The organism is Streptomyces sp. SS7 (assembly GCF_037993025.1).
Classification (GTDB): Bacteria; Actinomycetota; Actinomycetes; order Streptomycetales; family Streptomycetaceae; genus Streptomyces.
Window position 1 is genome coordinate 1,441,604 of the sequence record NZ_CP141223.1, and the last position, 25,122, is coordinate 1,466,725.

General features: G+C 72.7%; 21 protein-coding genes and 1 pseudogene. 7 read left to right on the plus strand and 15 right to left on the minus strand.

Features of this window, described 5'->3' with window-relative positions; genetic code table 11:
- The 6 genes and pseudogenes from U5640_RS06495 to U5640_RS06520 all read left to right on the plus strand — a co-directional run bounded on the left by U5640_RS06495 (position 1) and on the right by U5640_RS06520 (position 4,046).
- The gene (locus U5640_RS06495; protein WP_055637474.1) at positions 1-402 is read left to right on the plus strand and encodes a cupin domain-containing protein; all 402 of its coding nucleotides are present in this window, start codon (positions 1-3) and stop codon (positions 400-402) included.
- Positions 399-1,665: pseudogene (locus U5640_RS06500) on the plus strand (beta-ketoacyl-[acyl-carrier-protein] synthase family protein). Before U5640_RS06495 ends, U5640_RS06500 begins: the two are co-directional and overlap by 4 nt.
- Entirely contained in the window at positions 1,665-2,915 is a 1,251-nt protein-coding gene (locus U5640_RS06505) for a ketosynthase chain-length factor (protein WP_340374831.1), read from the plus strand. The pseudogene U5640_RS06500 and the gene U5640_RS06505 overlap by 1 nt, the downstream one beginning before the upstream one ends.
- A gap of 34 nt (positions 2,916-2,949) precedes the next feature.
- On the plus strand, positions 2,950-3,207 hold the full coding sequence (locus tag U5640_RS06510; protein ID WP_340374832.1) for an acyl carrier protein: 258 nt from the start codon (positions 2,950-2,952) through the stop codon (positions 3,205-3,207).
- 4 nt (positions 3,208-3,211) lie between these two features.
- Complete coding sequence (locus tag U5640_RS06515; protein ID WP_340374833.1) at positions 3,212-3,691, plus strand: SRPBCC family protein; 480 nt, start codon at positions 3,212-3,214, stop codon at positions 3,689-3,691.
- Between the two features lie 22 nt (positions 3,692-3,713).
- Positions 3,714-4,046, plus strand: coding sequence for a TcmI family type II polyketide cyclase (locus U5640_RS06520; protein WP_340374834.1), 333 nt, complete (start codon positions 3,714-3,716; stop codon positions 4,044-4,046).
- A 69-nt stretch (positions 4,047-4,115) separates the two neighbouring features.
- Here U5640_RS06520 and U5640_RS06525 read toward each other — a convergent pair whose 3' ends face one another.
- From U5640_RS06525 to U5640_RS06555, 7 genes are all read right to left on the minus strand, one after another.
- Positions 4,116-5,144, minus strand: coding sequence for a methyltransferase (locus U5640_RS06525; protein ID WP_340374835.1), 1,029 nt, complete (start codon positions 5,142-5,144; stop codon positions 4,116-4,118).
- Between the two features lie 48 nt (positions 5,145-5,192).
- On the minus strand, positions 5,193-6,266 hold the full coding sequence (locus tag U5640_RS06530; protein ID WP_340374836.1) for a right-handed parallel beta-helix repeat-containing protein: 1,074 nt from the start codon (positions 6,264-6,266) through the stop codon (positions 5,193-5,195).
- 64 nt (positions 6,267-6,330) lie between these two features.
- The gene (locus U5640_RS06535; protein WP_340374837.1) at positions 6,331-6,840 is read right to left on the minus strand and encodes an O-acetyl-ADP-ribose deacetylase; all 510 of its coding nucleotides are present in this window, start codon (positions 6,838-6,840) and stop codon (positions 6,331-6,333) included.
- Between the two features lie 52 nt (positions 6,841-6,892).
- A complete protein-coding gene (locus U5640_RS06540) occupies positions 6,893-8,305 on the minus strand; it encodes an NAD(P)/FAD-dependent oxidoreductase (protein ID WP_340374838.1) in 1,413 nt (470 codons plus the stop codon).
- Between the two features lie 439 nt (positions 8,306-8,744).
- The gene (locus U5640_RS06545; RefSeq protein ID WP_340374839.1) at positions 8,745-9,611 is read right to left on the minus strand and encodes an inositol monophosphatase family protein; all 867 of its coding nucleotides are present in this window, start codon (positions 9,609-9,611) and stop codon (positions 8,745-8,747) included.
- 126 nt (positions 9,612-9,737) lie between these two features.
- Positions 9,738-11,555 (minus strand): gamma-glutamyltransferase, encoded by a 1,818-nt coding sequence (locus U5640_RS06550; protein WP_340374840.1) that lies wholly within the window; start codon positions 11,553-11,555, stop codon positions 9,738-9,740.
- Between the two features lie 29 nt (positions 11,556-11,584).
- Positions 11,585-12,850: a DUF3533 domain-containing protein gene (locus U5640_RS06555; protein WP_340374841.1), complete on the minus strand. Its 1,266-nt coding sequence runs from the start codon at positions 12,848-12,850 to the stop codon at positions 11,585-11,587.
- A 215-nt stretch (positions 12,851-13,065) separates the two neighbouring features.
- On the opposite strand from U5640_RS06555, the gene U5640_RS06560 reads away from it, so the two are divergent.
- Positions 13,066-13,743, plus strand: coding sequence for a hypothetical protein (locus U5640_RS06560; protein WP_340374842.1), 678 nt, complete (start codon positions 13,066-13,068; stop codon positions 13,741-13,743).
- An 82-nt stretch (positions 13,744-13,825) separates the two neighbouring features.
- On the opposite strand, the gene U5640_RS06565 is transcribed toward U5640_RS06560, so the two are convergent.
- The 8 genes from U5640_RS06565 to U5640_RS06600 all read right to left on the minus strand — a co-directional run bounded on the left by U5640_RS06565 (position 13,826) and on the right by U5640_RS06600 (position 25,015).
- Positions 13,826-15,355 carry an NCS1 family nucleobase:cation symporter-1 gene (locus U5640_RS06565; RefSeq protein ID WP_340374843.1) on the minus strand — a complete coding sequence of 510 codons (1,530 nt, stop codon included), beginning with the start codon at positions 15,353-15,355 and terminating at the stop codon, positions 13,826-13,828.
- A gap of 182 nt (positions 15,356-15,537) precedes the next feature.
- Entirely contained in the window at positions 15,538-16,557 is a 1,020-nt protein-coding gene (locus U5640_RS06570; protein WP_340374844.1) for a TIGR03842 family LLM class F420-dependent oxidoreductase, read from the minus strand.
- Positions 16,558-16,568: 11 nt separating this feature from the next.
- Positions 16,569-17,972 carry a dihydropyrimidinase gene (gene hydA, locus U5640_RS06575; RefSeq protein ID WP_067246198.1) on the minus strand — a complete coding sequence of 468 codons (1,404 nt, stop codon included), beginning with the start codon at positions 17,970-17,972 and terminating at the stop codon, positions 16,569-16,571.
- Between the two features lie 135 nt (positions 17,973-18,107).
- Positions 18,108-18,950 (minus strand): nitrilase-related carbon-nitrogen hydrolase, encoded by an 843-nt coding sequence (locus tag U5640_RS06580; RefSeq protein ID WP_340374845.1) that lies wholly within the window; start codon positions 18,948-18,950, stop codon positions 18,108-18,110.
- A gap of 192 nt (positions 18,951-19,142) precedes the next feature.
- Positions 19,143-20,726: a PucR family transcriptional regulator gene (locus U5640_RS06585; RefSeq protein WP_340374846.1), complete on the minus strand. Its 1,584-nt coding sequence runs from the start codon at positions 20,724-20,726 to the stop codon at positions 19,143-19,145.
- Positions 20,727-20,805: 79 nt separating this feature from the next.
- Complete coding sequence (locus tag U5640_RS06590; RefSeq protein WP_340374847.1) at positions 20,806-22,089, minus strand: aspartate aminotransferase family protein; 1,284 nt, start codon at positions 22,087-22,089, stop codon at positions 20,806-20,808.
- A complete protein-coding gene (locus U5640_RS06595; protein ID WP_340374848.1) occupies positions 22,086-22,928 on the minus strand; it encodes a nitrilase-related carbon-nitrogen hydrolase in 843 nt (280 codons plus the stop codon). Before U5640_RS06595 ends, U5640_RS06590 begins: the two co-directional genes overlap by 4 nt.
- Positions 22,929-23,107: 179 nt before the next feature.
- Positions 23,108-25,015, minus strand: coding sequence for a hypothetical protein (locus U5640_RS06600; RefSeq protein ID WP_340374849.1), 1,908 nt, complete (start codon positions 25,013-25,015; stop codon positions 23,108-23,110).
- Between the last annotated feature and the right edge of the window lie 107 nt (positions 25,016-25,122).

Below are 25,122 nucleotides of genomic sequence, written 5' to 3' on the forward strand. Positions count from 1 at the left end.
GTGATCAATTCCCGTCCCAGAGTCGTGGATCTCAGCGAGGTCGAGCCCAACACCCGGCGCGGCGGCGACCTGCGCGCCATGCTCACCCCGGCCACGGTCGGCTCCACCAGCGGTTTCATGGGCGTGGCTCTCATCCAGCCCGGTGACCGCATCGGCGAGCACTACCACCCGTACTCCGAGGAGTTCGTGTACGTCCTGTGCGGGCAGCTGGAGGTCGACCTGGACGGCGAGCCCGTCCCGCTCCAGCCGGAGCAGGGCCTGCTGATCCCGATGCACATGAAGCACCGCTTCCGCAATGTCGGCAAGGTGGAGGCGCGGATCGTCTTCCACCTGGGGCCGCTGGCCCCGAGCCCGCCGCTCGGTCACGTCGACACCGAGGAGACCGCCGAGGTCGTCTCATGAGCAGGCGGGTGGCGGTCACCGGCATAGGCGTGGTCGCACCCGGCGGCATCGGCGCACCGGCGTTCTGGGACCTGCTCTCGCACGGGCGGACCGCGACCCGGGGCATCACCTTCTTCGATCCGGCCGGTCTGCGGTCGCGGATCGCCGCCGAGTGCGACTTCGACCCGGCGGCCTCCGGTCTCGCCGCCGAGGAGGTCGCCCGCAGCGACCGGTACATACAGTTCGCGCTGGTCGCCGGGGAGGAGGCGGTGCGGGACTCGGGCCTCGACCTGTCCCGGGAGAACCCGTGGCGCATCGGGGTGTCGCTGGGCACCGCGGTCGGCGGCACCACCCGGCTGGAGCACGACTACGTCCTGGTCAGCCATCACGGGCAGCGCTGGGACGTCGACCAGGAGCGGGCGGAACCGGAGCTGCACCGCGCGTTCACGCCCGCCACGCTCGCGGCCACGGTGGCCGAGCGGTTCGAGGCGCGCGGCCCGGTGCAGACGGTGTCCACCGGCTGCACCTCGGGGCTGGACGCCGTCGGGTACGCCTTCCACACGATCGAGGAGGGCCGGGCCGACGTCTGCATAGCCGGCGCGTCGGACTCGCCGATCTCCCCGATCACCATGGCCTGCTTCGACGCGATCAAGGCGACGTCGCCGAACAACGACGACCCCGCCCATGCCTCGCGCCCCTTCGACGCCGACCGCAACGGCTTCGTGATGGGCGAGGGCGGCGCCGTCCTCGTCCTGGAGGAGCTGGAGCACGCGCGGGCCCGTGGGGCGCGCGTGTACTGCGAGCTGGGCGGCTACGCCACCTTCGGCAACGCGTACCACATGACCGGTCTGACCAAGGAGGGCCTGGAGATGGCGCGGGCGATCGGCTTCGCCCTCGACCACGCCCGGCTCGACCCGACGGCCATCGACTACGTCAACGCGCACGGCTCGGGCACCCTGCAGAACGACCGTCATGAGACGGCCGCCGTGAAACGGGCCCTGGGGCAGCACGCGTACGCGACCCCGATGAGCTCCATCAAGTCCATGGTGGGTCACTCGCTCGGCGCGATCGGCGCGATCGAGGTCGTCGCCTGTGTCCTGGCCATGGCCCACCAGGTGGTACCGCCCACCGCGAACTACGAGACCCCCGACCCCGAGTGCGACCTGGACTACGTGCCGCGGGTCGCGCGGGGAACGGACGCTGGACAGCGTGCTCTCCGTGGGCAGCGGATTCGGCGGGTTCCAGTCCGCGGTGGTCCTGACCCGGCCGAGGGAGAGGACATGATGAGCGCACCGCGTTCACGGCGCGCCGTCGTCACCGGAATCGGTGTCGTCGCGCCGAACGGATCCAGCACCCAGGCCTTCTGGAAGGCCACGCAGGAAGGCATCAGCGTCCTGGACCGGATCACCCGCGAGGGGTGCGAGCACCTGCCGCTGCGGGTGGCCGGCGAGGTCCGGGACTTCGACGCGGCGGCCGCCGTCGAGGAGCGCTTCCTCGTCCAGACGGACCGGTTCACGCACTTCGCGATGGCCGCCGCCGATCTCGCGCTGGCCGACGCCGGGCTCGGCCAGGCCGACACCGCCGAGGCCCCGTATTCGGTGGGGGTGGTCACCGCGGCCGGCAGCGGCGGCGGCGAGTTCGGGCAGCGCGAGCTCCAGCAGCTGTGGGGCAAGGGCAGCCGGTTCGTCGGGCCGTACCAGTCGATCGCCTGGTTCTACGCGGCGAGCACCGGCCAGATCTCGATCCGCCGCGGCTTCAAGGGCCCCTGCTCGGTCGTCGCCGCGGACGAGGCGGGCGGCCTGGACGCCCTCGCGCACGCGGCGCGGGCGGTGCGGCGCGGCACGGACGTGCTGGTGACCGGTTCGACCGAGGCCCCGCTCGCCCCGTACTCGATGGTCTGCCAGCTCGGTTACGACGCGCTGAGCACCGTGGCGGAGCCGGAGCGTGCCTACCGGCCGTTCACCGACTCGGCGTGCGGGTTCGTGCCCGCCGAGGGCGGCGCCATGTTCGTCGTGGAGGCGCAGGCCTCGGCACTGGAGCGGGGGGCCCGGGTGCGGGCCACCCTGGACGGGCACGCGGCGACGTTCACCGGCGCCGGCCGCTGGGAGCAGTCGCGGGAAGGGCTCGCCCAGGCCGTCCGGGGCGCCCTCGACGAGGCGGGCTGTGCCCCGGAGGAGATCGACGTGGTGTTCGCCGACGCCCTCGGGGTGCCGGAGGCGGACCGGGCGGAGGCGCTCGCGATCGCCGACGCGCTCGGCGCGCACGGCCGCAGGGTGCCGGTGACGGCGCCGAAGACCGGCATCGGCCGGGCCTTCGGCGGGGCTCCGGTGCTGGACACGGCGGCCGCCGTGCTGGCGATGGAGCACGGTCTGATCCCGCCCACCCCCCATGTCTTCGACATCTGCCATGACCTCGACCTGGTGACCGGACGTGCCCGTGCCGCGGACATGCGCACGGCGCTGGTCCTCAGCCGGGGCCTCATGGGGTCGAACTCGGCGCTGGTGCTGCGGCACGGCGCCGCCCACGCCTCGTAGCGGGGCGCGGCACAGTACGAAGGAGAGGTATCGCATGAGTGACCGCATCACCCTGGACGAACTCGCCGGTCTGATGAAGAAGGCCGCCGGGATCACCGTGACACCGGAGCAGCTGACGGAGCACGCGGACGGCGAGTTCGGCGAGCTGGGCATCGACTCGCTGGGCATGCTCGGCATCGTGGGCGAGCTGGAGAACCGCTTCGGCACGCCCCTGGACCTGGACATGGAGGCCTGCCGGACGCCCCGGCAGTTCCTCGACCGGGTCAACAGCGCGCTGCCGGCGGGGGCGTGACGCCATGACCGGACACACGCAGAACGAGATCACCATCGGCGCTCCGCTCGACCTGGTCTGGGACATGACCAACGACCTGGAGAACTGGCCGCGGCTGTTCAGTGAGTACGCGTCCGTGGAGATCCTCTCCCGCGAGGGACGGAAGACCACGTTCCGGCTGACCATGCACCCGGACGACAACGGCAAGGTCTGGAGCTGGGTCTCCGAGCGCGAGCCGAACCGCGAGACGCTCACCGTCCGCGCCCGGCGGGTGGAGACGGGACCGTTCGCCCACATGGACATCCACTGGCGGTACGAGGAGGTGGCGGCCGGGGTGCGGATGATCTGGACACAGGACTTCGCGATGAAGCCGGACGCGCCGGTTGACGACGAGTGGATGACCGACAACATCAACCGGAACTCCAAGGTCCAGCTGGCCCTGATCCGGGACCGCATCGAGAAGGCCGCCGCGGAGCGCGGAACCACTCCCGGTCTGACCGACTGAGCCGTACGGAGGACACTCCCCCATGCACCAAGCACTGATCGTCGCCCGTATGGCCCCGGGCTCCGCCCCCGGCATCGCCCAGGTGTTCGAGGAGTCGGACCGGGGGGAGCTGCCGCATCTCGTCGGGGTCGTCCGGCGCAGTCTCTTCCAGTTCGGCGACGTGTACCTGCATCTGATCGAGTCGGAGCGCGACCCCGGCCCGGCCATCGCGAAGGTGACGAACCATCCCGAGTTCCGGGACGTCAGCGAGCGGCTGACGGCGTACGTCAGCGCGTACGACCCCGAGACCTGGCGTTCCCCGAAGGACGCCATGGCCCGGCGCTTCTACCTCTGGGAGCGCGAACCGGCCGGCTGAGTCCGCGCGCCGGTGTCACCGGTCGCCGGGTCCGCGACGCTGCGGACCCGGCGACCGGTGGTTCGGGGGTCAGCCGGGGACGTGGCAGTCGAAGGCGTGCAGATAGGGGTTGACGGGCCGGATGTCGTCGATGACGAGGCCCGCGTCGGTGAGCCGGCTCACCATGGACTCGGTGGTGTGCTTCGCGCCGCCGACGTTGAGGAGCAGCAGCAGGTCCATGGCCGTGCTGAACCGCATGGAGGGGGTGTCGTCGACGAGGTTCTCGATGACGACGACCCGGGTGCCGGGGCCGCCCGCCCCGATGACGTTGGCGAGGGTCCTGGCGGTGGACTCGTCGTCCCATTCCAGGATGTTCTTGATGACGTAGACGTCGGCCCGGACGGGGACGGCCTTGCGGACGTCGCCGGGGACGATCCGGGCACGGTCCGCGAGGTCGCCGCCCTCGCGCAGCCGCGGGACGGCGTTGTCGACCACGCGGGGCAGGTCGAGCAGGGTGCCCCGCATCGCCGGGTACTTGTCGAGCAGGCTGGCCACCACATGGCCCTGGCCGCCGCCGATGTCGGCGACCGAGGCGGCCCCGGACAGGTCGAGCAGGGCGGCGACCTCCCGTGCGGACTGCTCGCTGGAGGTGGTCATGGCCCGGTTGAAGACCTCGGCCGACTCGGGGGCGTCCTCGTTGAGGTAGGTGAAGAACTCCTTGCCGTAGAGGTCCTCGACGACGTTGTGGCCGGTGCGCACCGCCTCGTCCAGCTTGGGCCAGGCGTCCCAGGTCCAGGGTTCGGTGCACCACAGGGCGATGTTGCGCAGGCTGTGCGGGTCGTCCTCGCGCAGCAGCCGGGACATGTCGGTGTGGGTGAACATGCCGTCGGGGCGCTCGGCGAAGACTCCGTAGCAGGACAGGGCGCGCAGCAGCCGGCGCAGCGGCTTCGGCTCGGTCTTCACCGCGGCCGCGAGGTCCTCCACGGTCATGGGGGCCTCGCCGAGGGCGTCGGCGACGCCGAGCCGGGCCGAGGCACGCAGGGCGGCGGCACATGCCGCCCCGAACACGAGCTCCCGCAGCCGCATGGGTGGGGGCGGGGCGCTTTGAGCGGTCGTCATGTGCCGCCTTTCTTCTCGGGGGAACCTGTCAGGGGGACGGGTGTCCGGTCAGCACAGGCCCGCGGGCCGGGAGGCCTTGCAGGAGTTGCGCTCGAAGGTGTTGCCCTTGCCCTCGGTGTCGGTGACGACGAGGTCGGCCGGCGCGTTGCCGGACAGGGTGTTGTCGGAGATCCGGTTCCGGTCGCTGGTGGTGCCCACGAAGCTCTTCAGCAGGACGATGCCGCCGGACAGCGAGGAGGTGCCGGCGTTGTCGCGGATCACGTTGTGGGTGATCACGCTGTCCTCGGCGCCGGTGAGGACGATGCCGGTGCCCTGGAGTGCGTCGAGCCGGGCCGTCTTCGGGCAGGACTTGTTGTTGGCGACGATGCGGTTGTCGCGGACGGTGACGCGGCCGGCCTTGGGCTTGTTCTCGTCGCCGACGACGAAGACGGCCGCGCAGTTGCCGGTCATCTCGTTGCGGGCGACGGTGAGGTCGCGCAGCCGGCGGACGGTGACGCCGATCCGGTTGCCCTCCAGCTTGTTGCCCAGGACCCGGGTGCCGCGGGTGTCCGTGGCACCCTGCTCCTCCTTGACGGTGTTGGCGAGGAACAGTCCGGCGTCGCCGTTGTCGCGGGCGGTGTTGCCGCGCAGGACGGTGCGCTCGGAGGCCTCGGTGGCGATGCCCCAGACGCCGTTCTTCTCGGCGGTGACGTGACGTACGGTCAGTTTGTCGGTGGCGGTGGCGTACACGCCGTTCTTGGTGAAGCCGGTGACGGTCAGTCCGGCGACGGTGACGCCCTTGACCTTGTGGTTCTTGGTGCCGGTCACACAGATGCCGTTGCCGTCGGCGGCGCAGGTGCCGACGGCCTTCTTCTTGACCGGGGCCGGGCGCAGCACGGTCCGGGGGCTGCCGGCCAGCGTCACTCCGTCGGTGGCGACGGTGACGCTCTCGCGGTAGGTCCCGGCGGTCACGTACACGGTGTCGCCGGGGGCGGCGGCGTCCACCGCCTTCTGGATGGATTGTCCCTGCCGGACCACATGGGTCACGTGGTGGGGGTGCCCGGCGGCCGCCGGGGCGGCACCGAGCCCCGTCCCGACGATCGCGGCGGTGCACGCCAGGTACAGAACATGGCATTTCGTCATATTTCACAAGATATGTCCGGCGGTTGCGGAAGCCGTGGCATGCGCCGTCCGGCGGCGTGTCCTGTCATCCGGCCTGCCGTGCGAACGCCGCGAACGCCCGCTCGTCGAACAGCACGAACCTGATCTCCTCCACCCGGGTCGGCGTGGTGCGCGCCGTCTCCACCGCGATGCGGGCGGCGTCGTCCAGCGGCCAGCCGTAGATGCCGGCCGAGACGGCGGGGAAGGCGACGGTGCGGGCGCCCAGTTCGTCCGCGACGCGCAGGGACTCGCGGTAGCAGGAGGCCAGCAGGTCGGAGCGGTCCTCGTCGGCGCTGTACACGGGGCCCACGGTGTGGATGACCCAGCGGGCGTCCAGCCGGCCGGCGGTGGTGGCGACCGCCTGGCCGGTGGGCAGGCCCCTGCCGTAGTGCGAGGCGCGCAGGCGGCGGCAGTCGGCGAGGATCTCGGGGCCGCCCCGGCGGTGGATGGCGCCGTCGACACCGCCGCCGCCGAGGAGCGAGGAGTTGGCCGCGTTGACGAGGGCGTCCACGGACTGGCCGGTGATGTCGCCCTGGACGAGCGTGATGGTGGTCATGGCTGTGTATACCAACCGGCCGCCCCGGCCGCCCCGCGCATTTCTGCGGGTGTCAGGACTGGGCGCGCAGCCTGCGCCACACCGCCTTCGCCGCGTTGTGGCCCGACATGCCGTGGACGCCGGGGCCCGGCGGGGTCGACGAGGAGCAGAGGAACACCGCCGGGTGCGGGGTGGCGTACGGGCGCAGGGAGAGCTTGGGGCGCAGCAGGAGTTGAAGGCCGGTGGCGGCACCGGAGGCGATGTCGCCGCCGACGTAGTTGGCGTTGCGGGCGGCGAGTTCGGCCGGTCCCGCGATCGCGCGGGCGAGGACGCGGTCGCGGAATCCCGGTGCGAAGCGCTCCAGTTGGCGTTCGACGGCGTCGGTGAGGTCGCCGGTCCAGCCGTTGGGCACATGCCCGTAGGCCCAGAAGACCTGCTTGCCCGCCGGGGCGCGGGTGGGGTCGACGACTCCGGGCTGGACCGTGATCAGGAAGGGGCGCTCGGGTGCGCGGCCCTCCTGGGACGCGGCGCGCAGGGCGGTGCGGATCTCGGTGCTGTCGGCGGCGATCTGCACGGTCCCGGCCACGCGGGCCTCGGGCGCGGTCCAGGGGACCGGGCCGTCGAGCGCGTAGTCGACCTTGAAGGCGGCGGCGCCGTAGCGGAAGCGGTCGTAGTGGTTGCCGAATCCGGCGATACGGGCGAGGGCGGTGGGGGTGGTGTCGAAGACGTAGGCGCGGGCCGGGGGCAGGTCGTCGAGGCGCTTGACCTCGTAGTCGGTGTGGACGCTGCCGCCGAGGTCCTTCAGATACGCGGCGAGGGCGTCGGAGACGGCCTGGGAGCCGCCGCGAGCGACCGGCCAGCCGCGGGCGTGCGCGGCGAGGGCGAAGACCAGGCCGACGGCGCCGGTGGCGAGGCCGCCGAGCGGGGCCATGACATGGGCGACGAGTCCGGCGAGGAGGGTCCTGGCCTGCTCGTCGCGGAAGCGGCGCATCAGCCAGGTGGACGGGGGCAGCCCGGCCAGGCCGAAGCGGGCCAGGGTGACCGGGTCGCGCGGGAGCGCGGTGAGCGGCAGCGACATGAAGTCGCGGACGAGGGTGTCCCAGTGGGGCAGGAACGGCTCGACGAGCCGGCGGTAGGTGCCGGCGTCGCGCGGGCCGAAGGAGGCGGCGGTCTCGGCGACCGAGCGGGAGAGCACGGCGGCGGTGCCGTCGGGGAACGGGTGCGCCATGGGCAGCTCGGCGTGCAGCCACTCCAGGCCGTACCGCTGGAGGGGCAGGGCGCGGAACGCGGGTGAGTTGATGCCGAGGGGGTGGGCGGCGGCACAGGGGTCGTGCCGGAAGCCGGGAAGGGTGAGCTCCTCGGTGCGGCATCCCCCGCCCACCGTCTCGCGGGCCTCGAACAGCGCCACGGAGAAGCCGCGCCGGGCCAGCTCCACTGCGGCGGTGAGCCCGTTGGGCCCCGCCCCCACCACGACCGCATCGAGCATCGACGGCACTTCCGACCCCTTCGTCAGCGGGCGGCCCCCGCAGCCCGGCGGCCTCCGGGTTCAGGATATGCCGGGGGTACGACACCCCGCCGAGGGCACCCGCCCCCGGCCCCCGCCCCGACACCGACGGACGCCGCGCCTGCCGCCCCCGGCCCCGGTCAGCAGCGCCGGTCGCCCCGCCGCCGACGGCCGACGCCCGACCCACCGCCGACGGCCGGCCCGGCAGCGACGACTGCCCCGGCGGCGACGGTCGGCCCGGGGTCGGCCCACGGTCGACGATCGACCTGTGAAGGCCGGTCGACCCACCACCCACGGCCGGCCCGCGGAGGACAGTCAGCCCGCGCGGGCCGGTCGACCCACCGCGGACGGGCGGTCTGCCGCGGACGGGCAGCCCGCAGTGGACGGGCAGCCCGCAGTGGACGGCCGGCCCGTCGGCCGGTCAGCCCGCGGCAGCCGGTCCGCCCGCCAGGAGGTGTGCCACGTGGCGGGCGGTGGTCGCGTCGCGGGCGGCCGTGAAGGGCAGGGAGTTGCCGCCGGTGATGCGGAACGGCTCACCGCTGCGGGTCAGATGGGCGCCGCCCGCCTCCTCGACCAGCAGCAGTCCGGCCGCGTGGTCCCACGCGGCCTCCCAGCAGAAGGCGGTCGCGTCCAACTCGCCCCGGGCTATGGCGAGATACTCCAGCCCGGCCGATCCGCAGGGGCGGGGGGCGACGCCCTCCGTGCGCAGCGCGAGCAGGGCGCGCTTCTGGTCGTCGGTGGTGTAGTCCGGGTGCGACGTGGCCACCACCAGGTCGCGGCCGGGCGCGGGCGGTCCGGCGAACAGCCGCTCGCCGTCGAGGAAGGCGCCGCCGCCGCGCACCGCGGTGGCGAGCCGGTCCTGGGCCGGGGCGTAGGTCCAGGAGGCGAGGAGGACACCGCGGTGGACCAGGGCGACCAGGGTGCAGAAGCCCTCCTCGCCGCGGACGAACTGCCGGGTGCCGTCGACCGGGTCGACGATCCACACCGGTGCGTCGCGCCGGATCGCCTCGTACGACGCCGGATCGGCGTGGACCGCCTCCTCGCCGACGACCGCCGAGCCCGGCAGCAGGGCACCGAGGACCCCGGTGAGGAACAGCTCGGCGCCCCGGTCGGCGTCGGTCACCAGGTCGTGGGGACCGCTCTTCCGGTCGACCTCGTGGTCGGCGAGCTGCCGGAAGCGGGGCATGATCTCGGCCGCGGCGGCCTTGCGGACCGCTTCCTCCACGTCGGCCGAGTGACGGGCGAGAAACGCGCCGAAGCCGTCGAGGGGTTCGTTGTCTTGGATCATGCCTCCATGAGAGCACGCCCCACTGACAATCCGGACCCGGCCGGTGCACTCCGGGCGGAATCGGGATGAAGAACGGGTGCGGCCCGCACGGCTCACCCACGGCCGTCGGGCGGCAGTCGGCCGCGGTCAGCGGCCCACCGCGTACCCCTGCATCCCGCGCGGGTTCGCCGCGGCCGACAGGATGCCGGTCCGCGGGTCGCGGGCGACGGCGCACAGCCGCCCCTCGGACCAGGGCGCGCCGACGCCCACGTCGTGGCCGCGCCGGCGCAGGCCCTCCACCACCTCGGCCGGCGTCCGCGACTCGACGGTGACGCTGCCCGGCCGCATGCCGCGCGGGTAGAAGGAGGAGGGGAAGGAGTCGGTGTGCCAGTTCGGGGCGTCGATCGCGCCCTGGAGGTCGAGGCCGCCGCGCACGCGCGCGTGGTGGGCGAGGGCGAGGAAGAAGTGCAGTTGCCACTGGTCCTGCTGATCGCCGCCGGGGGTGCCGAAGGCCAGCACCGGCACCCCGTCGCGCAGGGCCAGGGAGGGGGTGAGGGTGGTGCGGGGGCGGCGGCCGGGGGTGAGGGAGTTGGGCAGCCCCTCCTCCAGCCAGGTCATCTGCAACCGGGTGCCGAGCGGGAAACCCAGCTCCGGGACGACCGGGTTGGACTGGAGCCAGCCGCCGCTGGGCGTGGCCGCGACCATGGTGCCCCAGCGGTCGACGACGTCGAGGTGGCAGGTGTCGCCCCGGGTGAGGCCGTCCCCGGTGACCTGCGGCTCGCCGCCGGCCGACAGCGCGACGGTCGGTTCGCCGACGCCCATCGGGCCGGACCCCGGGTCCGGGGAGAGCACCCTCAGCGCCTGCGCGCCGAGCCGGGGCGGGCGTCCGCCGGGGCTGCCCGGGCGCAGCTCGTACGACGCCTTGTCACCGACGAGCGCGCGGCGCCCCGCGTTGTAGTGGTCCGAGAGCAGGTCGGTCAACGGCACCTCGGCCGCGTCGCCGTACCAGGCCTCGCGGTCGGCCATGGCGAGCTTGCAGCCCTCGACCAGGAGATGGACGTACTCCGCGGAGCCGTACGGGGGCAGTTCGGGCGGGAGCAGGGCGAGCTGCTGGAGGAACGCCGGGCCCTGGCTCCACGGGCCGGCCTTGCACAGGGTCCAGCCGTTCCAGTCGTACGTCGCCGGTGTCTCGTAGGTCGCGGACCAGCCGGCGAGGTCGGCGGCGGTGAGGGTGCCGGCGTGGTGCGCGCCGCTGGTGTCCAGGGTGGGCCGGGCGGCCTGGCGGAGCAGCGCCTCGGCGACGAAGCCGGTGCGCCACACCTCCCGCGCGGCCTCGATGCGCGCCTCGCGGTCCCCGGCCCCGGCGGTCTCGGCGAGGAGCCGTCGCCAGGTGGCGGCGAGGGCGGGGTTGCGGAAGAGCGCGCCGGGCCGGGGCGCCCGGCCGCCGGGCAGGTACACCTGAGCCGACGAGGTCCACTCCGTCTCGAAGAGTTCCCGTACCGTCTCGACGGTGGCACCGAGGTTCTCGACGGGCGCGTGCCCGTGCTCGGCGTATCCGACGGCGTACGCGAGGACGTCGGCGAGGTCCTTGGTGCCGTGGTCGCGCAGCAGGACCATCCAGGCGTCGAACGCGCCGGGCACGGCGGCGGCCAGCGGGCCGGTGCCGGGGACGAGGTCCAGGCCGAGGCCGCGGTAGTGGGCGACCGTGGCGCCGGCGGGTGCGACGCCCTGCCCGCACAGCACGCGGACGCCGCCGCCGGCCGGGGCGAGCAGGATCGGGACCTCGCCGGCGGGGCCGTTGAGGTGCGGCTCGACGACGTGCAGGACGAACGCCCCGGCGACGGCGGCGTCACAGGCGTTGCCGCCGTCCTCCAGGACGGCCATCGCGCACTGCGAGGCCAGCCAGTGCGTGGACGACACCATGCCGAAGGTGCCCTGGAGGGTGGGGCGGGTGGTGAAGCTCATCGCGGCAGGCTATCCGGCCCGGGCCGGGATCACGCGGGTTGCGGGGTGAGGCGTTTGTGGCCCTTGCGGTCGTAGTAGCGGGTCATCGAGAAGCCGAAGACGAGGGCGAGGGCCGTGCCGATCGCGATCATGACCCAGGAGCGGGTCAGTCCGGCGTCGCCGCGCGCGTCGAAGAAGAGGATGGCGCGGACGCCGTCGCTGAGCTGGCGCATGGGCTCGAAGTTCGACAGGAAGCGGTAGAAGTCGGGCACCGCCTGGAGGGGGACGGTGGCGCCGGAGGACGGCAGGCCGAGGACGATGAAGACGAACAGGGACACCAGCTGGCCGATGCCGCCGAAGGCCGCGTTGATGGCCTGGACGCCGAGGCCGACGGCGAGGCTGGCGCAGTAGGAGTAGATCCACAGCAGGGGCAGGTGCGAGGCGTCCATGTCCAGGATCGCCACACAGGCGAGCATCACCAGCGACACGCTGACGAGGGTGATGCCGGCGGTCATCGCCATCTTCAGCAGCAGGGTCTGGGTGCGGTCGATCGGCACGGTGGGGCGGCGGGTGTGCCAGGGGCCGATCTCGTTGTCGGCGTAACCGAGGGCGGTGTCCACGCCGTTGCTGATGACGTTGCCGCCCATGAAGCCGGCGAGGACGAGGAGGAGGGTGTAGTAGAAGGCGGTCAGACCGAGACCGCTGTGGGTACCGATGGGGTGCCCGACCCGGGTGACGACGTTCACGGGGTCGGCGAGCAGCAGGGCGGTCGTGGAGTCGGCGGCCGGGGCGGCGGCGGTGAGTTGCCTGCCGATGGTCAGGGAGACCTGGTGGGCCGCCTTGGTGGTGATCTGGCTCGCCAGGGAGGAGCCGAGGCTGCCCTTGCCGGGGTTGGTGAGGGTGGTGATCGTCGGCCGCACGGTGGCGTGGGAGGTGGTGAGCGCGGTGAGGGAGTCGGTGAAGTCGGCGGGGATGACGAGCGCGCCGTACACCTTCCCGGAGTCCAGTTCGTCCTGGGCCTCGGCGCGGCCGAGGAGGCGCCAGTCGACCGAGCCGCCCCCGGTGTCGGCGGCGATGGCGGCGGCGACCTGGGTGCCCAGGTTCTGCCGCTGCCCGGCGGGCGGGGCGCCCGTGTCGCTGTTGACGAGGGCGACGGGCAGGTCGCGCAGGTCGCCGTTGGGGTTGACGATGCCACCCATGTAGAGGAGGGACAGCAGCAGGGCGAGCAGTCCGGTCAGGACCGTGGGCAGCAGCCACAGCTTGGGGCGGCCCAGCAGGGTGCGGGCGCGGGCCTCGGGGGCGGCGGATTCGGGCATGGCTCTCCGTGGGTGACTGGTCGTGGTGCCAATTTATCCCCGTACACCCGAAAAATCCGACGATATGTCAGGAGGGGCGTGCCTTCTCGTACCCCTTCGTCACCACGCAGGCACACTGCGAGTTTTCGCTTCCGCCCCACACGGAGTCGTGTGACACTGGCGTCCTTGTCCGCACTGCGGACTGCTGTCCGCACCGTCCCCCACGAAAGTGCGCCGTGCGTTCTCTTCCACTGCCGCTCGCCCTCACCGCGCGTCTGACCCCGGTGGCCGTGCTGGCCTGCGCGGGCTGGGTGCTGTCGTCCGGTCCGGACGCCGACGCCCAGGACACCGGGGCCAAGGGCACCCAGCAGACCCAGTCGGAGAAGAAGGCCGCCGACGGCGGCCCGTCCGACGCCGCCGCGTCCAGGAAGACGTACGACACCGCTCTCGCGCCCTGCACGAGCGTGGCCGCCAAGACGATCAGCTCGCTGGTTCCGGGCGCCAAGACGGCAGGCAAGGAGATCCCCTCCACGGACACCAAGCTGCGCCGCACCTGCTCCTGGAACGCGCTCAAGGGGTTCGACTACCGCTGGCTCGACATCTCCTTCGAGATCACGGACTCCGACGCCGCGGCCGAGTCGTCGTACACGGACCGGCTGAAGGAGAAGAGCGGCGGCGGCGCGGTGCCGGGCCTCGGCGACGCCGGGTACTCGGTGGTGAACCTGACCACGGAGGACAAGCAGCAGACCCGGGAGGGCACCGTCATCGCCCGGGTCTCCAACGCGCTGGTCGTCGTCACCTACAACGGCAGCGACTTCGAGACGAAGAAGGCACCCGGCACGGACGTGATCAACACGGGGGCGATCAAGGCGGCGAAGGAGGCCGTGGCGGCGCTCCAGAAGAGCGCCGGCTGAGCGGCCCCGTGCACGGCGACGGCCGGGAGGTCCAGGACCCCCCGGCCGTTCTCCGGTCCGGCCGTTCTCCGGTGGCCGGAGGTCAGGCCGAGCTCCGCTCCTTCCGCCCGGTGACGGTCATCAGGACCAGGTACACCAGGGTCGAGGTGCCGAGGCCGACCGCCCAGCCGTAGTCGGCCAGCGGCTCCAGGGCCGGGACGGGTCTGCCGTCGATGATCGGCTTGAAGCTGGCGCCGCCGATCGCGAGGACGCCGCCCGTCAGGAAGGCCACCACGGCGGGCCAGTTCCAGCCGCCGTCGTACCAGTAGCGGCCGCCCGCGCGGTACAGGTCGGTCAGGTCCAGTCTGGCGCGGCGCAGGATCCAGTAGTCGGCGATGAGGATGCCGGCGACCGTGCCGAGCAGACCGCCGACCAGACCGAGCCAGGTGAAGATGTAGCCCTGCGGGTCGGAGTACAGCTTCCAGGGGAAGATCAGCACCCCGATGACGCAGGTCGCGAGGGCGCCGGTGCGGAAGCTGATCCTGCGCGGCGCCACGTTGGAGAAGTCGAACGCGGGCGAGACCAGGTTGGCCGCGATGTTCACCGACAGGGTCGCCACCAGCACCGTCACCAGAGCGAACAACAGCCCGAAGACGTTGTCGGTCTTGGCGGCCAGCTGGACCGGGTCCCAGATCGTCTCGCCGTAGACGGCCTGCGAGCCGGAGGTGACCAGCACCGACAGCAGCGCGAACAGCGTCATCGTCGTGGGCAGGCCGAGCGCCTGGCCCCAGGTCTGCGCCTTCTGGGACTTGCCGTAGCGGGTGAAGTCGGGGATGTTCAGCGACAGCGTGGACCAGAAGCCGATCATGCCCATGAGGGAGGGCCAGAACAGCTTCCAGAAGTCGCCGCCCCAGCCGAGCTTGGAGGGCTGGTCGAGCAGCGGGCCGAAGCCGCCCGCCTTGTTGCTCATCCAGATCAGCATGACCAGCGCGCCGACGATGACGAACGGCGCCGCCCAGTTCTCGAAACGGCGGATGGTCTCCATCCCCCGGTAGATGATGGCGACCTGGATCGCCCAGAAGATCGCGAACGACAGCCACATGGTCCAGGGGTGGCCGCCGAACGTCCCGGCGTCGCTCCAGCCGTTGCCGATCAGCTTCCCGGCGAGGAAGTAGATCGCCTCACCGCCGATCCAGGTCTGGATGCCGAACCAGCCGCAGGCCACCAGCGCGCGTACGACGGCGGGCAGGTTGGCGCCGCGGATACCGAAGGAGGCGCGGGCGAAGACCGGGAAGGGGATGCCGTACTTCGGCCCGGCGTGCCCGGTGAGCAGCATCGGGACCAGCACGATCACATTGGCCAGGGCGATGGTGAACACCGCCTGCTTCCAGTCCATGCCGACGGCGATCAGACCGGAGGCGAGCGTCCATGACGCCGTGTTGTGGGCCATGCCGACCCACAGCGCGGAGAAGTTGTACGTGGTCCAGGTGCGCTTGTCGACGGGAACCGGCAGCAGGTCCTCGTTGGCGTAGGGACCACTGGGCGGCGGGGAGCCCGGGGCGAACTCCACGCGTCCGTCGGGGCGGGTCACTTGGTCGGACACGGGTATCGCCGTGGGAGCGGTGTGGGTCATGGGCAGGCCAATCAAACGAGGGCGGATCCGGAAAGGCCGTGCGGGGCCGGCGGGGCCGGGGAAGGGCGGGTGCGTGCCTGTCCTTCCCCGGCCCCGCCTCCCCCTCCCCCCGGGACGGCGAGGGAGGGGAGAACGGGAGTGGGGGGACGGGGGGGTCGGTCCTGGGGACTGCGAGGATGCGGTCAGCCGTTGACGGCGGGGATGACCGTCGTGCCGTACGCGTCGATGACCTTCTCGCGCGCGTCGTGCATGTCGTAGACGGCGAACTGGTCGACGCCCAGCGCGCGCAGGGCGTTCAGCTTCTCGATGTGCTTGTCGACGGGGCCGATGACGCAGAACCGGTCGACGATCTCGTCGGGCACGAACGCGGTGTCGGGGTTGTCGCTGCGGCCGTGGTGGGAGTAGTCGTACCCCTCGCGGGCCTTGATGTAGTCGGTGAGTTCCTCGGGCACCTGGGAGGAGTGCGCGCCGTACTTGGACACCAGGTCGGCGACATGGTTGCCGACCATGCCGCCGAACCAGCGGCACTGGTCGCGGGCGTGGGCGAGGGCCTCGGGCGAGTCGTCGTCGGTGACGTAGGCGGGGGCGGCGACACAGATCTTCACGTCACCGGGGTCCCGGCCGGCCGCGACCGCCGCGTCCTTGACCGCCTTCACCATGTACTCGGTGAGGTAGAGGTCCGAGAGCTGCAGGATGAATCCGTCGGCCTCCTCACCGGTCATCTTCAGCGCCTTCGGCCCGTACGCGGCCATCCAGACGGGCAGCTTCGCGCCCTGCTTGATCCAGGGGAACCGGATCACCGTGCCGCCGAGGTCCGCCTCCTGGCCCGAGCCGAGGGCGCGGATGACCTTCATGGCCTCGCTGATCCGGGCGAGGGTGTTCGGGGCGCGGCCGGCCACCCGCATCGCGGAGTCGCCGCGGCCGATGCCGCAGACCGTGCGGTTGCCGAACATGTCGTTGAGGGTGGCGAAGGTGGAGGCGGTGACCTCCCAGGTGCGGGTGCCCGGGTTGGTCACCATCGGCCCTACGGTCAGCCTGCTGGTGCCGGCCAGGATCTGGCTGTAGATCACGAACGGTTCCTGCCACAGCACGGCGGAGTCGAAGGTCCAGCCGTAGGTGAAGCCGTTGTCCTCCGCGCGTTGCATCAGCTCGACGACCTTCGAGGCCGGCGGGTCGGTCTGCAGGACGAGTCCGAAGTCCATGGGCACCCTTCCTAGGTGAGGTACTGACAGGTGGAGCGCGGGGTGTAGACGCCGTGGCCCGCGCGTCCGGTGTACTCCCGCTCGGTGATGACGAGTTCGCCCCGCGACAGGACCGTCTCGACCCGGCCGGTGAGCCGTCTGCCCTCGTACGCCGAGTAGTCGACGTTCATGTGGTGGGTCTCGGCGGAGACCGTCTGCTCGGTGTGCGGGTCGTAGATCACGACGTCCGCGTCGGCGCCGGGGGCGATGGTGCCCTTCTTCGGGTACATGCCGAACATCCGGGCCGGGGTCGCGCAGGCGATCTCGATCCAGCGGCGGCGCGTGATGTGCCCGTCGACGACGGCCTGGTGCAGCAGGTCCATCCGGTTCTCGACGCCCGGCAGACCGTTGGGGATCTTGGAGAAGTCCCCGCGCCCCAGCTCCTTCTGCCCCACGAAGCAGAACGGGCAGTGGTCCGTGGAGACCACCTGGAGGTCGTTGGTGCGCAGGCCCTGCCACAGCTTGGCCTGGTGCTCCTTCGGACGCAGCGGGGTGCTGCACACGTACTTCGCACCCTCGAAGTCCGGTTCGGCGAGGTTGTCCGTCGACAGGAAGAGGTACTGCGGGCAGGTCTCGCCGAAGACGTTCAGCCCCTCGTCGCGCGCCCGGGCCAGCTCGGCGACCGCCTCCATCGCCGAGACGTGCACGACGTAGAGCGGGGCGCCCGCGACCTGGGCGAGCCGGATCGCGCGGTGGGTGGCCTCGGCCTCCAGGAGGGCCTTGCGGACCTCGCCGTGGTAGCGCGGGTCCCGCTCGCCGCGGGCCAGCGCCTGCTCCACCAGGACGTCGATGGCGATGCCGTTCTCGGCGTGCATCATGATCAGGCCGCCGTTGTCGGCGGAGCGCTGCATGGCGCGCAGGATCTGGCCGTCGTCGCTGTAGAAGACCCCCGGGTAGGCCATGAACTGCTTGAAGGAGGTGACGCCCTCCTCCACCAGGTGGTCCATCTCCTTGAGCGTCTCCTCGTTCACATCGGAGACGATCATGTGGAAGGCGTAGTCGATCGCGCAGGTGCCCTCGGCCTTGGCGTGCCAGGCGTCCAGGCCGTCGCGCAGGCTCCGGCCGACGCTCTGCACCGCGAAGTCCACGATCGTGGTCGTACCGCCCCAGGCGGCGGCCCGGGTGCCGGTCTCGAAGGTGTCGGAGGCGAAGGTGCCGCCGAACGGCAGCTCCATGTGGGTGTGGGCGTCGACCCCACCCGGGATGACGTACTTCCCGGTGGCGTCGATGACCTGCCCGTCGGTCCAGGCCTCGGCGGCGGGGGTGCCGGAGGCGGCGAGGGCGGCGATACGGCCGTCCTCGATCAGGACGTCGGCGTGGATCTCGTCGGACGCGGTGATGACGAGACCGCCGCGGATGATTTTACGGCTGCTCATTTCCGGCTCCGGAGAGGTAGGGGGTCGGGTGCGGGACGTCTGTGGTGGTCGCGCTCACGCGGCGGAGCCGCAGATGCCGATGTCAGGGCCCCGCGCCCCGGGAGGAGAACCTGGTGCGCGGGGCAACCGCCCAGGTCACGGGGTCGTCAGCGGGCCGTACGCCTCAGGGCGGCGGTCGCGGTAGAACTGCCAGCGGTCGCGGACCTCGCGGAGCTTGGCCATGTCCAGGTCGCGGACGACGAGTTCGCTCTCCTTGTCGCTGGCGACCTCGCCGACGAACTGCGCCTCCGGGTCCACGAAGTAGGAGGTCCCGTAGAAGTCGTTGTCGCCGAGCTCCTCGGTGCCGACCCGGTTGATCGCGCCGACGAAGTACTCGTTGGCGACGGCCGCCGCCGGCTGCTCCAGCTGCCAGAGGTAGGCGGACAGGCCGCGCGAGGTGGCCGAGGGGTTGAAGACGATCTCGGCGCCCGCGAGGCCGAGCGCCCGCCAGCCCTCGGGGAAGTGGCGGTCGTAGCAGATGTAGACGCCGATCCTGCCCACGGCCGTGTCGAAGATCGGCCAGCCCGCGTTCCCGGGGCGGAAGTAGAACTTCTCCCAGAAGCCCTTGACCTGCGGGATGTGGTGCTTGCGGTACTTGCCGAGGTAGGAGCCGTCGGCGTCGATCACCGCGGCGGTGTTGTAGAGGACGCCCGGCTGCTCCTCCTCGTACATCGGGAGCACCAGGACGATGCCGTGCTCCCGGGCGAGGGCCTGGAAGCGCTGGACGATCGGGCCGTCCGGGATCCGCTCGGCGTACTCGTAGAACTGCGGGTCCTGGACCTGGCAGAAGTAGGGCCCGTAGAAGAGCTCCTGGAAGCACAGGACCTGGGCGCCCTGCGCGGCCGCGTCGCGGACCGCCTGCTCGTGCACCTGGATCATCGATTCCTTGTCGCCGGTCCAGGCCGTCTGGAACACGGCGGCGCGGATCACTCTGCTCATCGGGACCTCCACTCGCTCGGTGTGAGAGGACCTTAGAAAGCCCGCGGGCCCGCTTTGAGTTGCACGGTGTCACGTCTGGGGGAGCTGGGCGTGTCACCGTGTCACGTCCGCCAAGTCCCATGTTTCACCGCCGTTTTCGCAGGTCGTTCCATGTTTCGGGGCTGTTGCCCGGGGCTGCCGGGACCGATGGGGTCAGGCTTGCTGGGCGTCGTGCGCGAGCAGCGCGATATGGACCGAGGCGGCCTGTTCGAAGTCGTCCAGGTCCACCCCGAGCCGGGCCTGTATCGCCTCCAGGCGGCGGTAGAGGGCCGGCCGGGACACGTGGTGGAGCTGGGCGGTGCGGGACTTGTTGCGGCCGGTGGCGAGATAGGTGCGCAGCACCGCGAGGAGGTCGTCGCCGGCCGCGCGGAGCAGTCCGTCGAGCTCGCGCTCGGCGAAGGCCTGCACGTGCGGATCGTCGCGCAGCAGCCGGATCAGACCGCGCAGATGGACGTCCCTGAGGCGGACGACGGGCGGCAGGTCGAGGGCGGCCGAGGAGTCGGTGACGGCGTCGGCGACGTGCTGGGCCTCGCGCAGCCCGGCCGGGACGTCCTCCCACAGGGTGCGCGGTCCGGCCGAGGCGACGACCGTGCGGGCCTCGCCGGACTCGGTGCGCAGCCGGGCCGCGAAGTGCGCGGCGAGGGCCTCGGCGTCCTGGTCGCGGGCGAGGCTGAGCAGCACGGCGGTGGCTCCGTCGGCGAGCTCGGCGACCAGCCCGGGCAGGCCGAGGAGGCGCAGCATGCGGTCGAGCTGGTCCGGGTCGCCGTCGCGGACGACGAGGGGGACGAAGGTGCGCCGGTTGACGGGCAGCCCGGCGGCGCGGGCCCGGGGCAGCAGCTGCCGGGCCGGTACGACGCCGGAGGCGAGGTCGGTGAGCAGGCTCTGCGCGGACTGCTCCTCCCAGGTGTGGGCGGAGGCGCCGCCGAGCATGCGGTGCAGGACGAGCGCCTCGGCGGCCCGGTCGGCGAGCAGCCGGCCGCCGGCGGTGTCGCCGCGGTAGCCGCAGAGCATGATCTCGCCCCACCGTTCGCCGCGGCCGCCGAGTTCGGCACGGATCCAGCCGTCGCCCTTGCTGCCGCCGGCCTGCCGGGCGATGCGTTCCCAGTCCCGCAGCACGTCGTCGACCGCGGAGCGCTCGCCGCCGGTGGCCAGCACCCGGTGGGCGAGGTTGGTGACGACGACGGGACAGCCGGTGTGGTGGGCGATCTCGTCGAGCAGCCGCTGGAGCGGTGCACCGGCGGTCATGAGCCCGGTCAGGGCGGTGCGTACGGCCTCCGAGAGGCTGACGGCGGCGAACTTGCGGCGCACCAGCCGGGACTGGACCTCCTCGGTCAGCTCGGCGAACGGGAACGGCCGGTGCAGCACGACCAGGGGCAGGCCGCAGCGCTCGGCGGCGCGCCGCATCGCGTCGGGCGGGGCGGGGAAGGCGCGCCCGAGGCCTAGGACCACGGCCGCGGCCTCGGCGCGGTGCAGGGACCGGATGTACTCGGCCTGGGCGGTCTCGTCCCCGGCGAGCAGCACGCCGGTGGTGAGGACCATCTCGCCGCCGGTGAGCATCACGCCGACGTCCGGCGCCTCGGCGACGTGGACCCAGCGCACCGGCCGGTCGAGCCGGTCCGCGCCGGCCACCACCTCGGGGTCCCCGGCCAGGACGCGCTCCAGGGACAGGACCTGGCGGACCGACAGGGCGGGTTCCAGGGGCTCCACGGGGCCCCAGGTCTCCAGGGTGGTGGTCATGGCGGTGTTCCCTTGCTCGACCGGCGCGGTGGGCGCCGGGACTACGCGGCGGTGCCGGACTGCGCGGCGGGTCCCGCCGCTACTGCGTGTTTCTCAGCGCGCTCTCGAGGATCGCGGCGCCCTCCTCGGCCTCCGCGACGGTCAGCGACAGCGGCGGGGCGATCCTGAGGGCGCTGGTGTCGTGCCCGCCGCCCTTGCCGATCAGCAGGCCGCCCGCGCGGGCCGCCTCCAGCACGGCGGACGCCCGCTCCGGGTCGGCCCGGTCGGTGCCGGGTTTCGTCAGCTCCACGCCGATCATCAGACCGCGACCGCGCACCTCCCGTACGCCGGGGTCCTGGGCGGCGACGGACCGCAGCCGCTCGAGGAGCAGACCGCCGACGCGCCGGGCGTTGCCCTGGAGGTCGTGTTCCAGGAGGTAGGTGAGGTTGGCGAGACCGGCGGCCATGGTGAGCTGGGTGCCGCCGAAGGTGGAGATGCTGTTGGAGTCCAGGCAGTTCATGATCTCGGCGCGGGCGATCACCCCGCCGATCGAGGAGCCGTTGCCGATGCCCTTGGCGAAGGTGACGATGTCGGGCGGGCCGCTGCGGCCGTGCGCCTGCCAGCCCCAGAAGTGGTCGCCGGTGCGGCCCCAGCCGGTCTGGACCTCGTCGGCGATCCACAGGACGCCCCGCTCGTGCAGCACGTCCCGGAAGGCCGCGTACAGGCCGTCGGGGGGCGAGGTGAAGCCGCCCACGCCCTGGACCGGCTCGGCGATGAGGGCGGCGGGCGGGCGGGTGTGTCCCAGCAGGTCGCGGAGGTCCTCGACGCAGGCGGCGATGTACGCCTCGTCGTCCAGCGCGGCGAACGGGCCGCGGCCGCGCACGCCGCCGTGCACGTACAGCGTCTGGAGCGGGGACAGCGAGGTTGGGGACCAGCCGCGGTTGCCGGTGATGCCGACGGCGCTGAAGGAGCGGCCGTGGTAGCTGTTGCGCATGGCCAGGACGGTGTTGCTGCGCCGGTAGGTGGTGGCGAGCAGCAGGGCGGTGTCGTTGGCCTCGGTGCCGGAGGTGGTGAAGAAGACACGGGCGTCGGGGACGCCGCTGAGCTGGGCGATCCGCTCGGCGAGCTCGACCATCGGGCGGTTGAGGTACAGCGTGGAGGAGTGCACGATCCGGCCGGCCTGGTCGCTGACCGCCTTGGTGACCTCGGGCAGGGCGTGGGCGGTCATCGTCGTCAGGATGCCGCCGAAGAAGTCGAGGTACTTCGTGCCGTCGGCGCCCCAGACGTGCCGTCCCTCGCCGTGGGTGATCTCCAGGGGCTCCTCGTAGTAGAGCGCCAGCCAGTCCGGCAGGACGTTCCGGTGGCGCGCGTACAGGTCGCTCACGGCTGTACCAGCCCTTCGTAGGCGTCGGGGCGGCGGTCGCGGTAGAAGGCCCACTGCTGCCGCACCTTTTCGATCAGGTCGAAGTCCAGGTCGCGGACGACGAGTTCCTCGCTCCTGTCGCTCGCGACCTCGCCCACGAACTGCCCTCGCGGGTCGACGAAGTACGACGTCCCGTAGAAATCGTTGTCCCCGTACTCCTCCACTCCCACACGGTTGATCGCGGCGACGAAGTACTCGTTGGCGACGGCCGCGGCTGGCTGCTCCAGCCGCCACAGGTGGCTGGACAGGCCGCGGTGGGTGGCGGAGGGGTTGTAGACGAGCTGGGCGCCGTTGATGCCGAGCTGCCGCCAGCCCTCGGGGAAGTGGCGGTCGTAGCAGATGTACACGCCGACCTTCCCGACGGCCGTGTCGAAGACGGGCCAGCCGAGGTTCCCCGGCCGGAAGTAGTACTTCTCCCAGAAGCCCTTGACCTGCGGGATGTGGTGCTTGCGGTACTTGCCGAGGTAGGAGCCGTCGGCGTCGATCACCGCGGCGGTGTTGTAGTAGAAACCGCTCTGCTCGACCTCGAACACGGGGACGACGATCACCATGCCGGTCTCGCGCGCGAGATCCTGCATACGACGCACGGTCGGCCCGTCCGGCACCGGCTCGGCCCAGCGGTAGTGCTCGGGCTCCTGCACCTGGCAGAAGTAGGGGGCGTTGAAGACCTCCTGGAACCCGATCACCCGGGCGCCCTGCCGAGCCGCCTCGCGGGCGTGCTCCTCGTGTTTCGCCACCATGGACGCGGTGTCGCCGGTCCAGGTGGCCTGGACCAGTGCGGCACGTACGGCGTCGGTCATGAGCTGCTCCTTCGACGGGACGTCAGAGCCTCTACGCCCGTAGACGAAGGTCGTAGAGGGACGAACGTAAGCCTCCGGGGAGGGCTTGCCAAGACCATCGTCGTTAACCCGCGGAGTCGATCGCGTTTCACACTCACGTGGGTGAGTCGGGGGGCGTACGGCGTACCGCGCGCTGTCCCTCAGGCGCTGAAGCCGGCCACCCGCAGGGCGTGGACCAGGTCCCAGCGGCGCTGCTCCGAGACGCCCCGGGCGGCCTCCAGGAGCAGCGGGACGAGGGCCTGGGGGGCGGGGGCGGCGCTGCGGGCGGCCTCCTCCGGGGAGCGGACGCGGACGTAGGCGTCGAGCAGGGCGCGGGCCTCGCGGCGGCGGCCGCCCGTGTGCAGGCCGAGGACGGCCTGCCCGATCTCCTCGGCCGGGCGGGCGACGCCCTGCCGCAGGATCTGCTCGCCGTCGGCCGTGCGGCCCACCGCCACCAGGGCGTCCGCGGCCTCCACCAGCCGGTCGGCGGGCAGTGAGGCGGCCTCCCAGAGCAGGGTGGTCCAGTCGGCGCCGAGCCCGGCGCGCCGGAGCTCCGCGGCGAGCAGCGGGATCCGGGCGGCCGGCCAGTACGCCAGCTCCACGAGCAGTGCGTGCGCCTCGCCGCTGCGGCCCTCCGCGCGCAGCGCCACCAGCCGCTCCACGGCGTGCCCGGTCTCCCGCCGGGCCTCGGCGTCCAGCGGCTCCCGCTGCGGCTCCTCCCGCCGCTCCGCCCGGGCGGCCGCCCCCGCGAACCGGGCGCCGCGCAGCGTACGCCGGGCGGCGGGAGCGGGCTCGGGCGCCACCGGCCCGGCGCTCGGCGGTACGGCGACGGCGGCGTCCTCCTCCTGAGCCATCCCGGCGAACCGCGCACCGCCCCGCCGCCGCCTCTTCGGCCTGGCTCCCCTCTCGGGCCCGGCGGTGTCCCGCACGCTCCGGTCCTCCGCCGGATCGGCGTCCGCACCGGGACCGGGGCCGTCGCCGACCGGCCGGGCGGGGCCCCGCTCCGCGGGAGCGGGCGAGGCGGGCTCAGCGAGGACACCGGCAGCCGGCCCGGCGGCGCGGCCGGCGCCCGCCGAGGGCTCCCCCTGGCGAGCGGCGGCCGGGGAGCCGAGCGCCGTGCCCGTGCCGTACCCCGAGGGATCGGGGGCCGGCACCGTGTCGTCGGGCACGTACCGGGGCGCGGACACCGTCTCGCCCCGCAGGTGACCGTCGGACGACCGCACCGCCTCGCCCCGCACGTGATCGCCGGACGAGCGCACCGCCCCGGCGCGCAGGCGGCTGCCGTGCGTCGGTGCCGCCTCCCCCTGCCCGGGGTCGGAGCCCGGGTGGGCGTCCCGCGGCGGCTCGGCGCCGGCTTCCCGCGTGGGCCCGCCGGGGCCCGCCGTCGCCTCACCGCCGTGCCACGGGTCCGGGCGGGACGCGTCGGCCCGCGTGCCGTGACCGGGGGCCCCGGCGCCGCTCCCGCCTCCGCTCCCGCTTCCGCCGTACGTCGATGACGTAGGCCCGTACCCGGCCGGCGTCCGGCGTACCGCCCGGGTGTCGGTGCTCCGCCCCTCCCCCGCCCGGCGCTCCCACTCGGTCATCCGGTGCCGGAGCTCGGCACAGCGCGCGACGGCGCGTTCGTGGTCGTCGTGGGCCCAGGCGAGGTCGAGGCGGATGGCCTCGGCGTCCTCCTGCGTGGCCGCGGCACCGAGCAGGCGCCCCAACTCGGCCTGGCGGTCGGCGGCGTAGCGCTGCTCGCGGAGCATCACGTCGAGCCGGTCGCCGAGCGCCTCACGGCCGCCGGGGCGGGCGTCGTACGCGATGAGCGCGGCGGTGTGCAGGGACCGGGCGTGCTCGGCCTCCCGCGCGGCGGCCGGGGTGCCGTACTCGGCGGCGAGGTCCTGGAGCACGGCTTCCACCACGTCCCAGGGCGGCATCTCCCGCCCGTCGAGGCAGGCCTGCATACCGTCGGGGTCGCGCTGCCAGAACACCGCGCACCAGCCGGCCCCCTGATCGAGGCGCGCCAGCAGCCCGTTCAGGTAGTTCGCGAACTCCCGCACCCGGCCCGGGAGTTGATCCACACCCATCGCACAGCTCCCGCCCCACCGGAACACTCCGCCCGACAGAAAACACCAGCAGTGTTACAGCGGGGCTACGGCGAGTTTGCAAAGCGGACGCGGAGGGCGCCGCGCGC

Excerpts from the sequence above, each read along its gene's own strand:
- U5640_RS06535 (WP_340374837.1), bottom strand. The coding sequence starts at position 6,840 with ATGACCACCATCACGCTCGTCCAGGGCGACATCACCGGCCAGTCCGTG.
- U5640_RS06600 (WP_340374849.1), bottom strand. The coding sequence starts at position 25,015 with ATGGGTGTGGATCAACTCCCGGGCCGGGTGCGGGAGTTCGCGAACTAC.
- U5640_RS06595 (WP_340374848.1), bottom strand. The coding sequence starts at position 22,928 with ATGACCGACGCCGTACGTGCCGCACTGGTCCAGGCCACCTGGACCGGC.
- U5640_RS06540 (WP_340374838.1), bottom strand. The coding sequence starts at position 8,305 with ATGCTCGATGCGGTCGTGGTGGGGGCGGGGCCCAACGGGCTCACCGCC.
- U5640_RS06510 (WP_340374832.1), top strand. The coding sequence starts at position 2,950 with ATGAGTGACCGCATCACCCTGGACGAACTCGCCGGTCTGATGAAGAAG.
- U5640_RS06515 (WP_340374833.1), top strand. The coding sequence starts at position 3,212 with ATGACCGGACACACGCAGAACGAGATCACCATCGGCGCTCCGCTCGAC.
- U5640_RS06585 (WP_340374846.1), bottom strand. The coding sequence starts at position 20,726 with ATGACCACCACCCTGGAGACCTGGGGCCCCGTGGAGCCCCTGGAACCC.
- U5640_RS06520 (WP_340374834.1), top strand. The coding sequence starts at position 3,714 with ATGCACCAAGCACTGATCGTCGCCCGTATGGCCCCGGGCTCCGCCCCC.
- U5640_RS06505 (WP_340374831.1), top strand. The coding sequence starts at position 1,665 with ATGAGCGCACCGCGTTCACGGCGCGCCGTCGTCACCGGAATCGGTGTC.
- U5640_RS06565 (WP_340374843.1), bottom strand. The coding sequence starts at position 15,355 with ATGACCCACACCGCTCCCACGGCGATACCCGTGTCCGACCAAGTGACC.
- U5640_RS06545 (WP_340374839.1), bottom strand. The coding sequence starts at position 9,611 with ATGATCCAAGACAACGAACCCCTCGACGGCTTCGGCGCGTTTCTCGCC.
- U5640_RS06555 (WP_340374841.1), bottom strand. The coding sequence starts at position 12,850 with ATGCCCGAATCCGCCGCCCCCGAGGCCCGCGCCCGCACCCTGCTGGGC.
- U5640_RS06550 (WP_340374840.1), bottom strand. The coding sequence starts at position 11,555 with ATGAGCTTCACCACCCGCCCCACCCTCCAGGGCACCTTCGGCATGGTG.
- U5640_RS06580 (WP_340374845.1), bottom strand. The coding sequence starts at position 18,950 with ATGAGCAGAGTGATCCGCGCCGCCGTGTTCCAGACGGCCTGGACCGGC.
- U5640_RS06525 (WP_340374835.1), bottom strand. The coding sequence starts at position 5,144 with ATGACGACCGCTCAAAGCGCCCCGCCCCCACCCATGCGGCTGCGGGAG.
- hydA (WP_067246198.1), bottom strand. The coding sequence starts at position 17,972 with ATGAGCAGCCGTAAAATCATCCGCGGCGGTCTCGTCATCACCGCGTCC.
- U5640_RS06530 (WP_340374836.1), bottom strand. The coding sequence starts at position 6,266 with ATGACGAAATGCCATGTTCTGTACCTGGCGTGCACCGCCGCGATCGTC.
- U5640_RS06570 (WP_340374844.1), bottom strand. The coding sequence starts at position 16,557 with ATGGACTTCGGACTCGTCCTGCAGACCGACCCGCCGGCCTCGAAGGTC.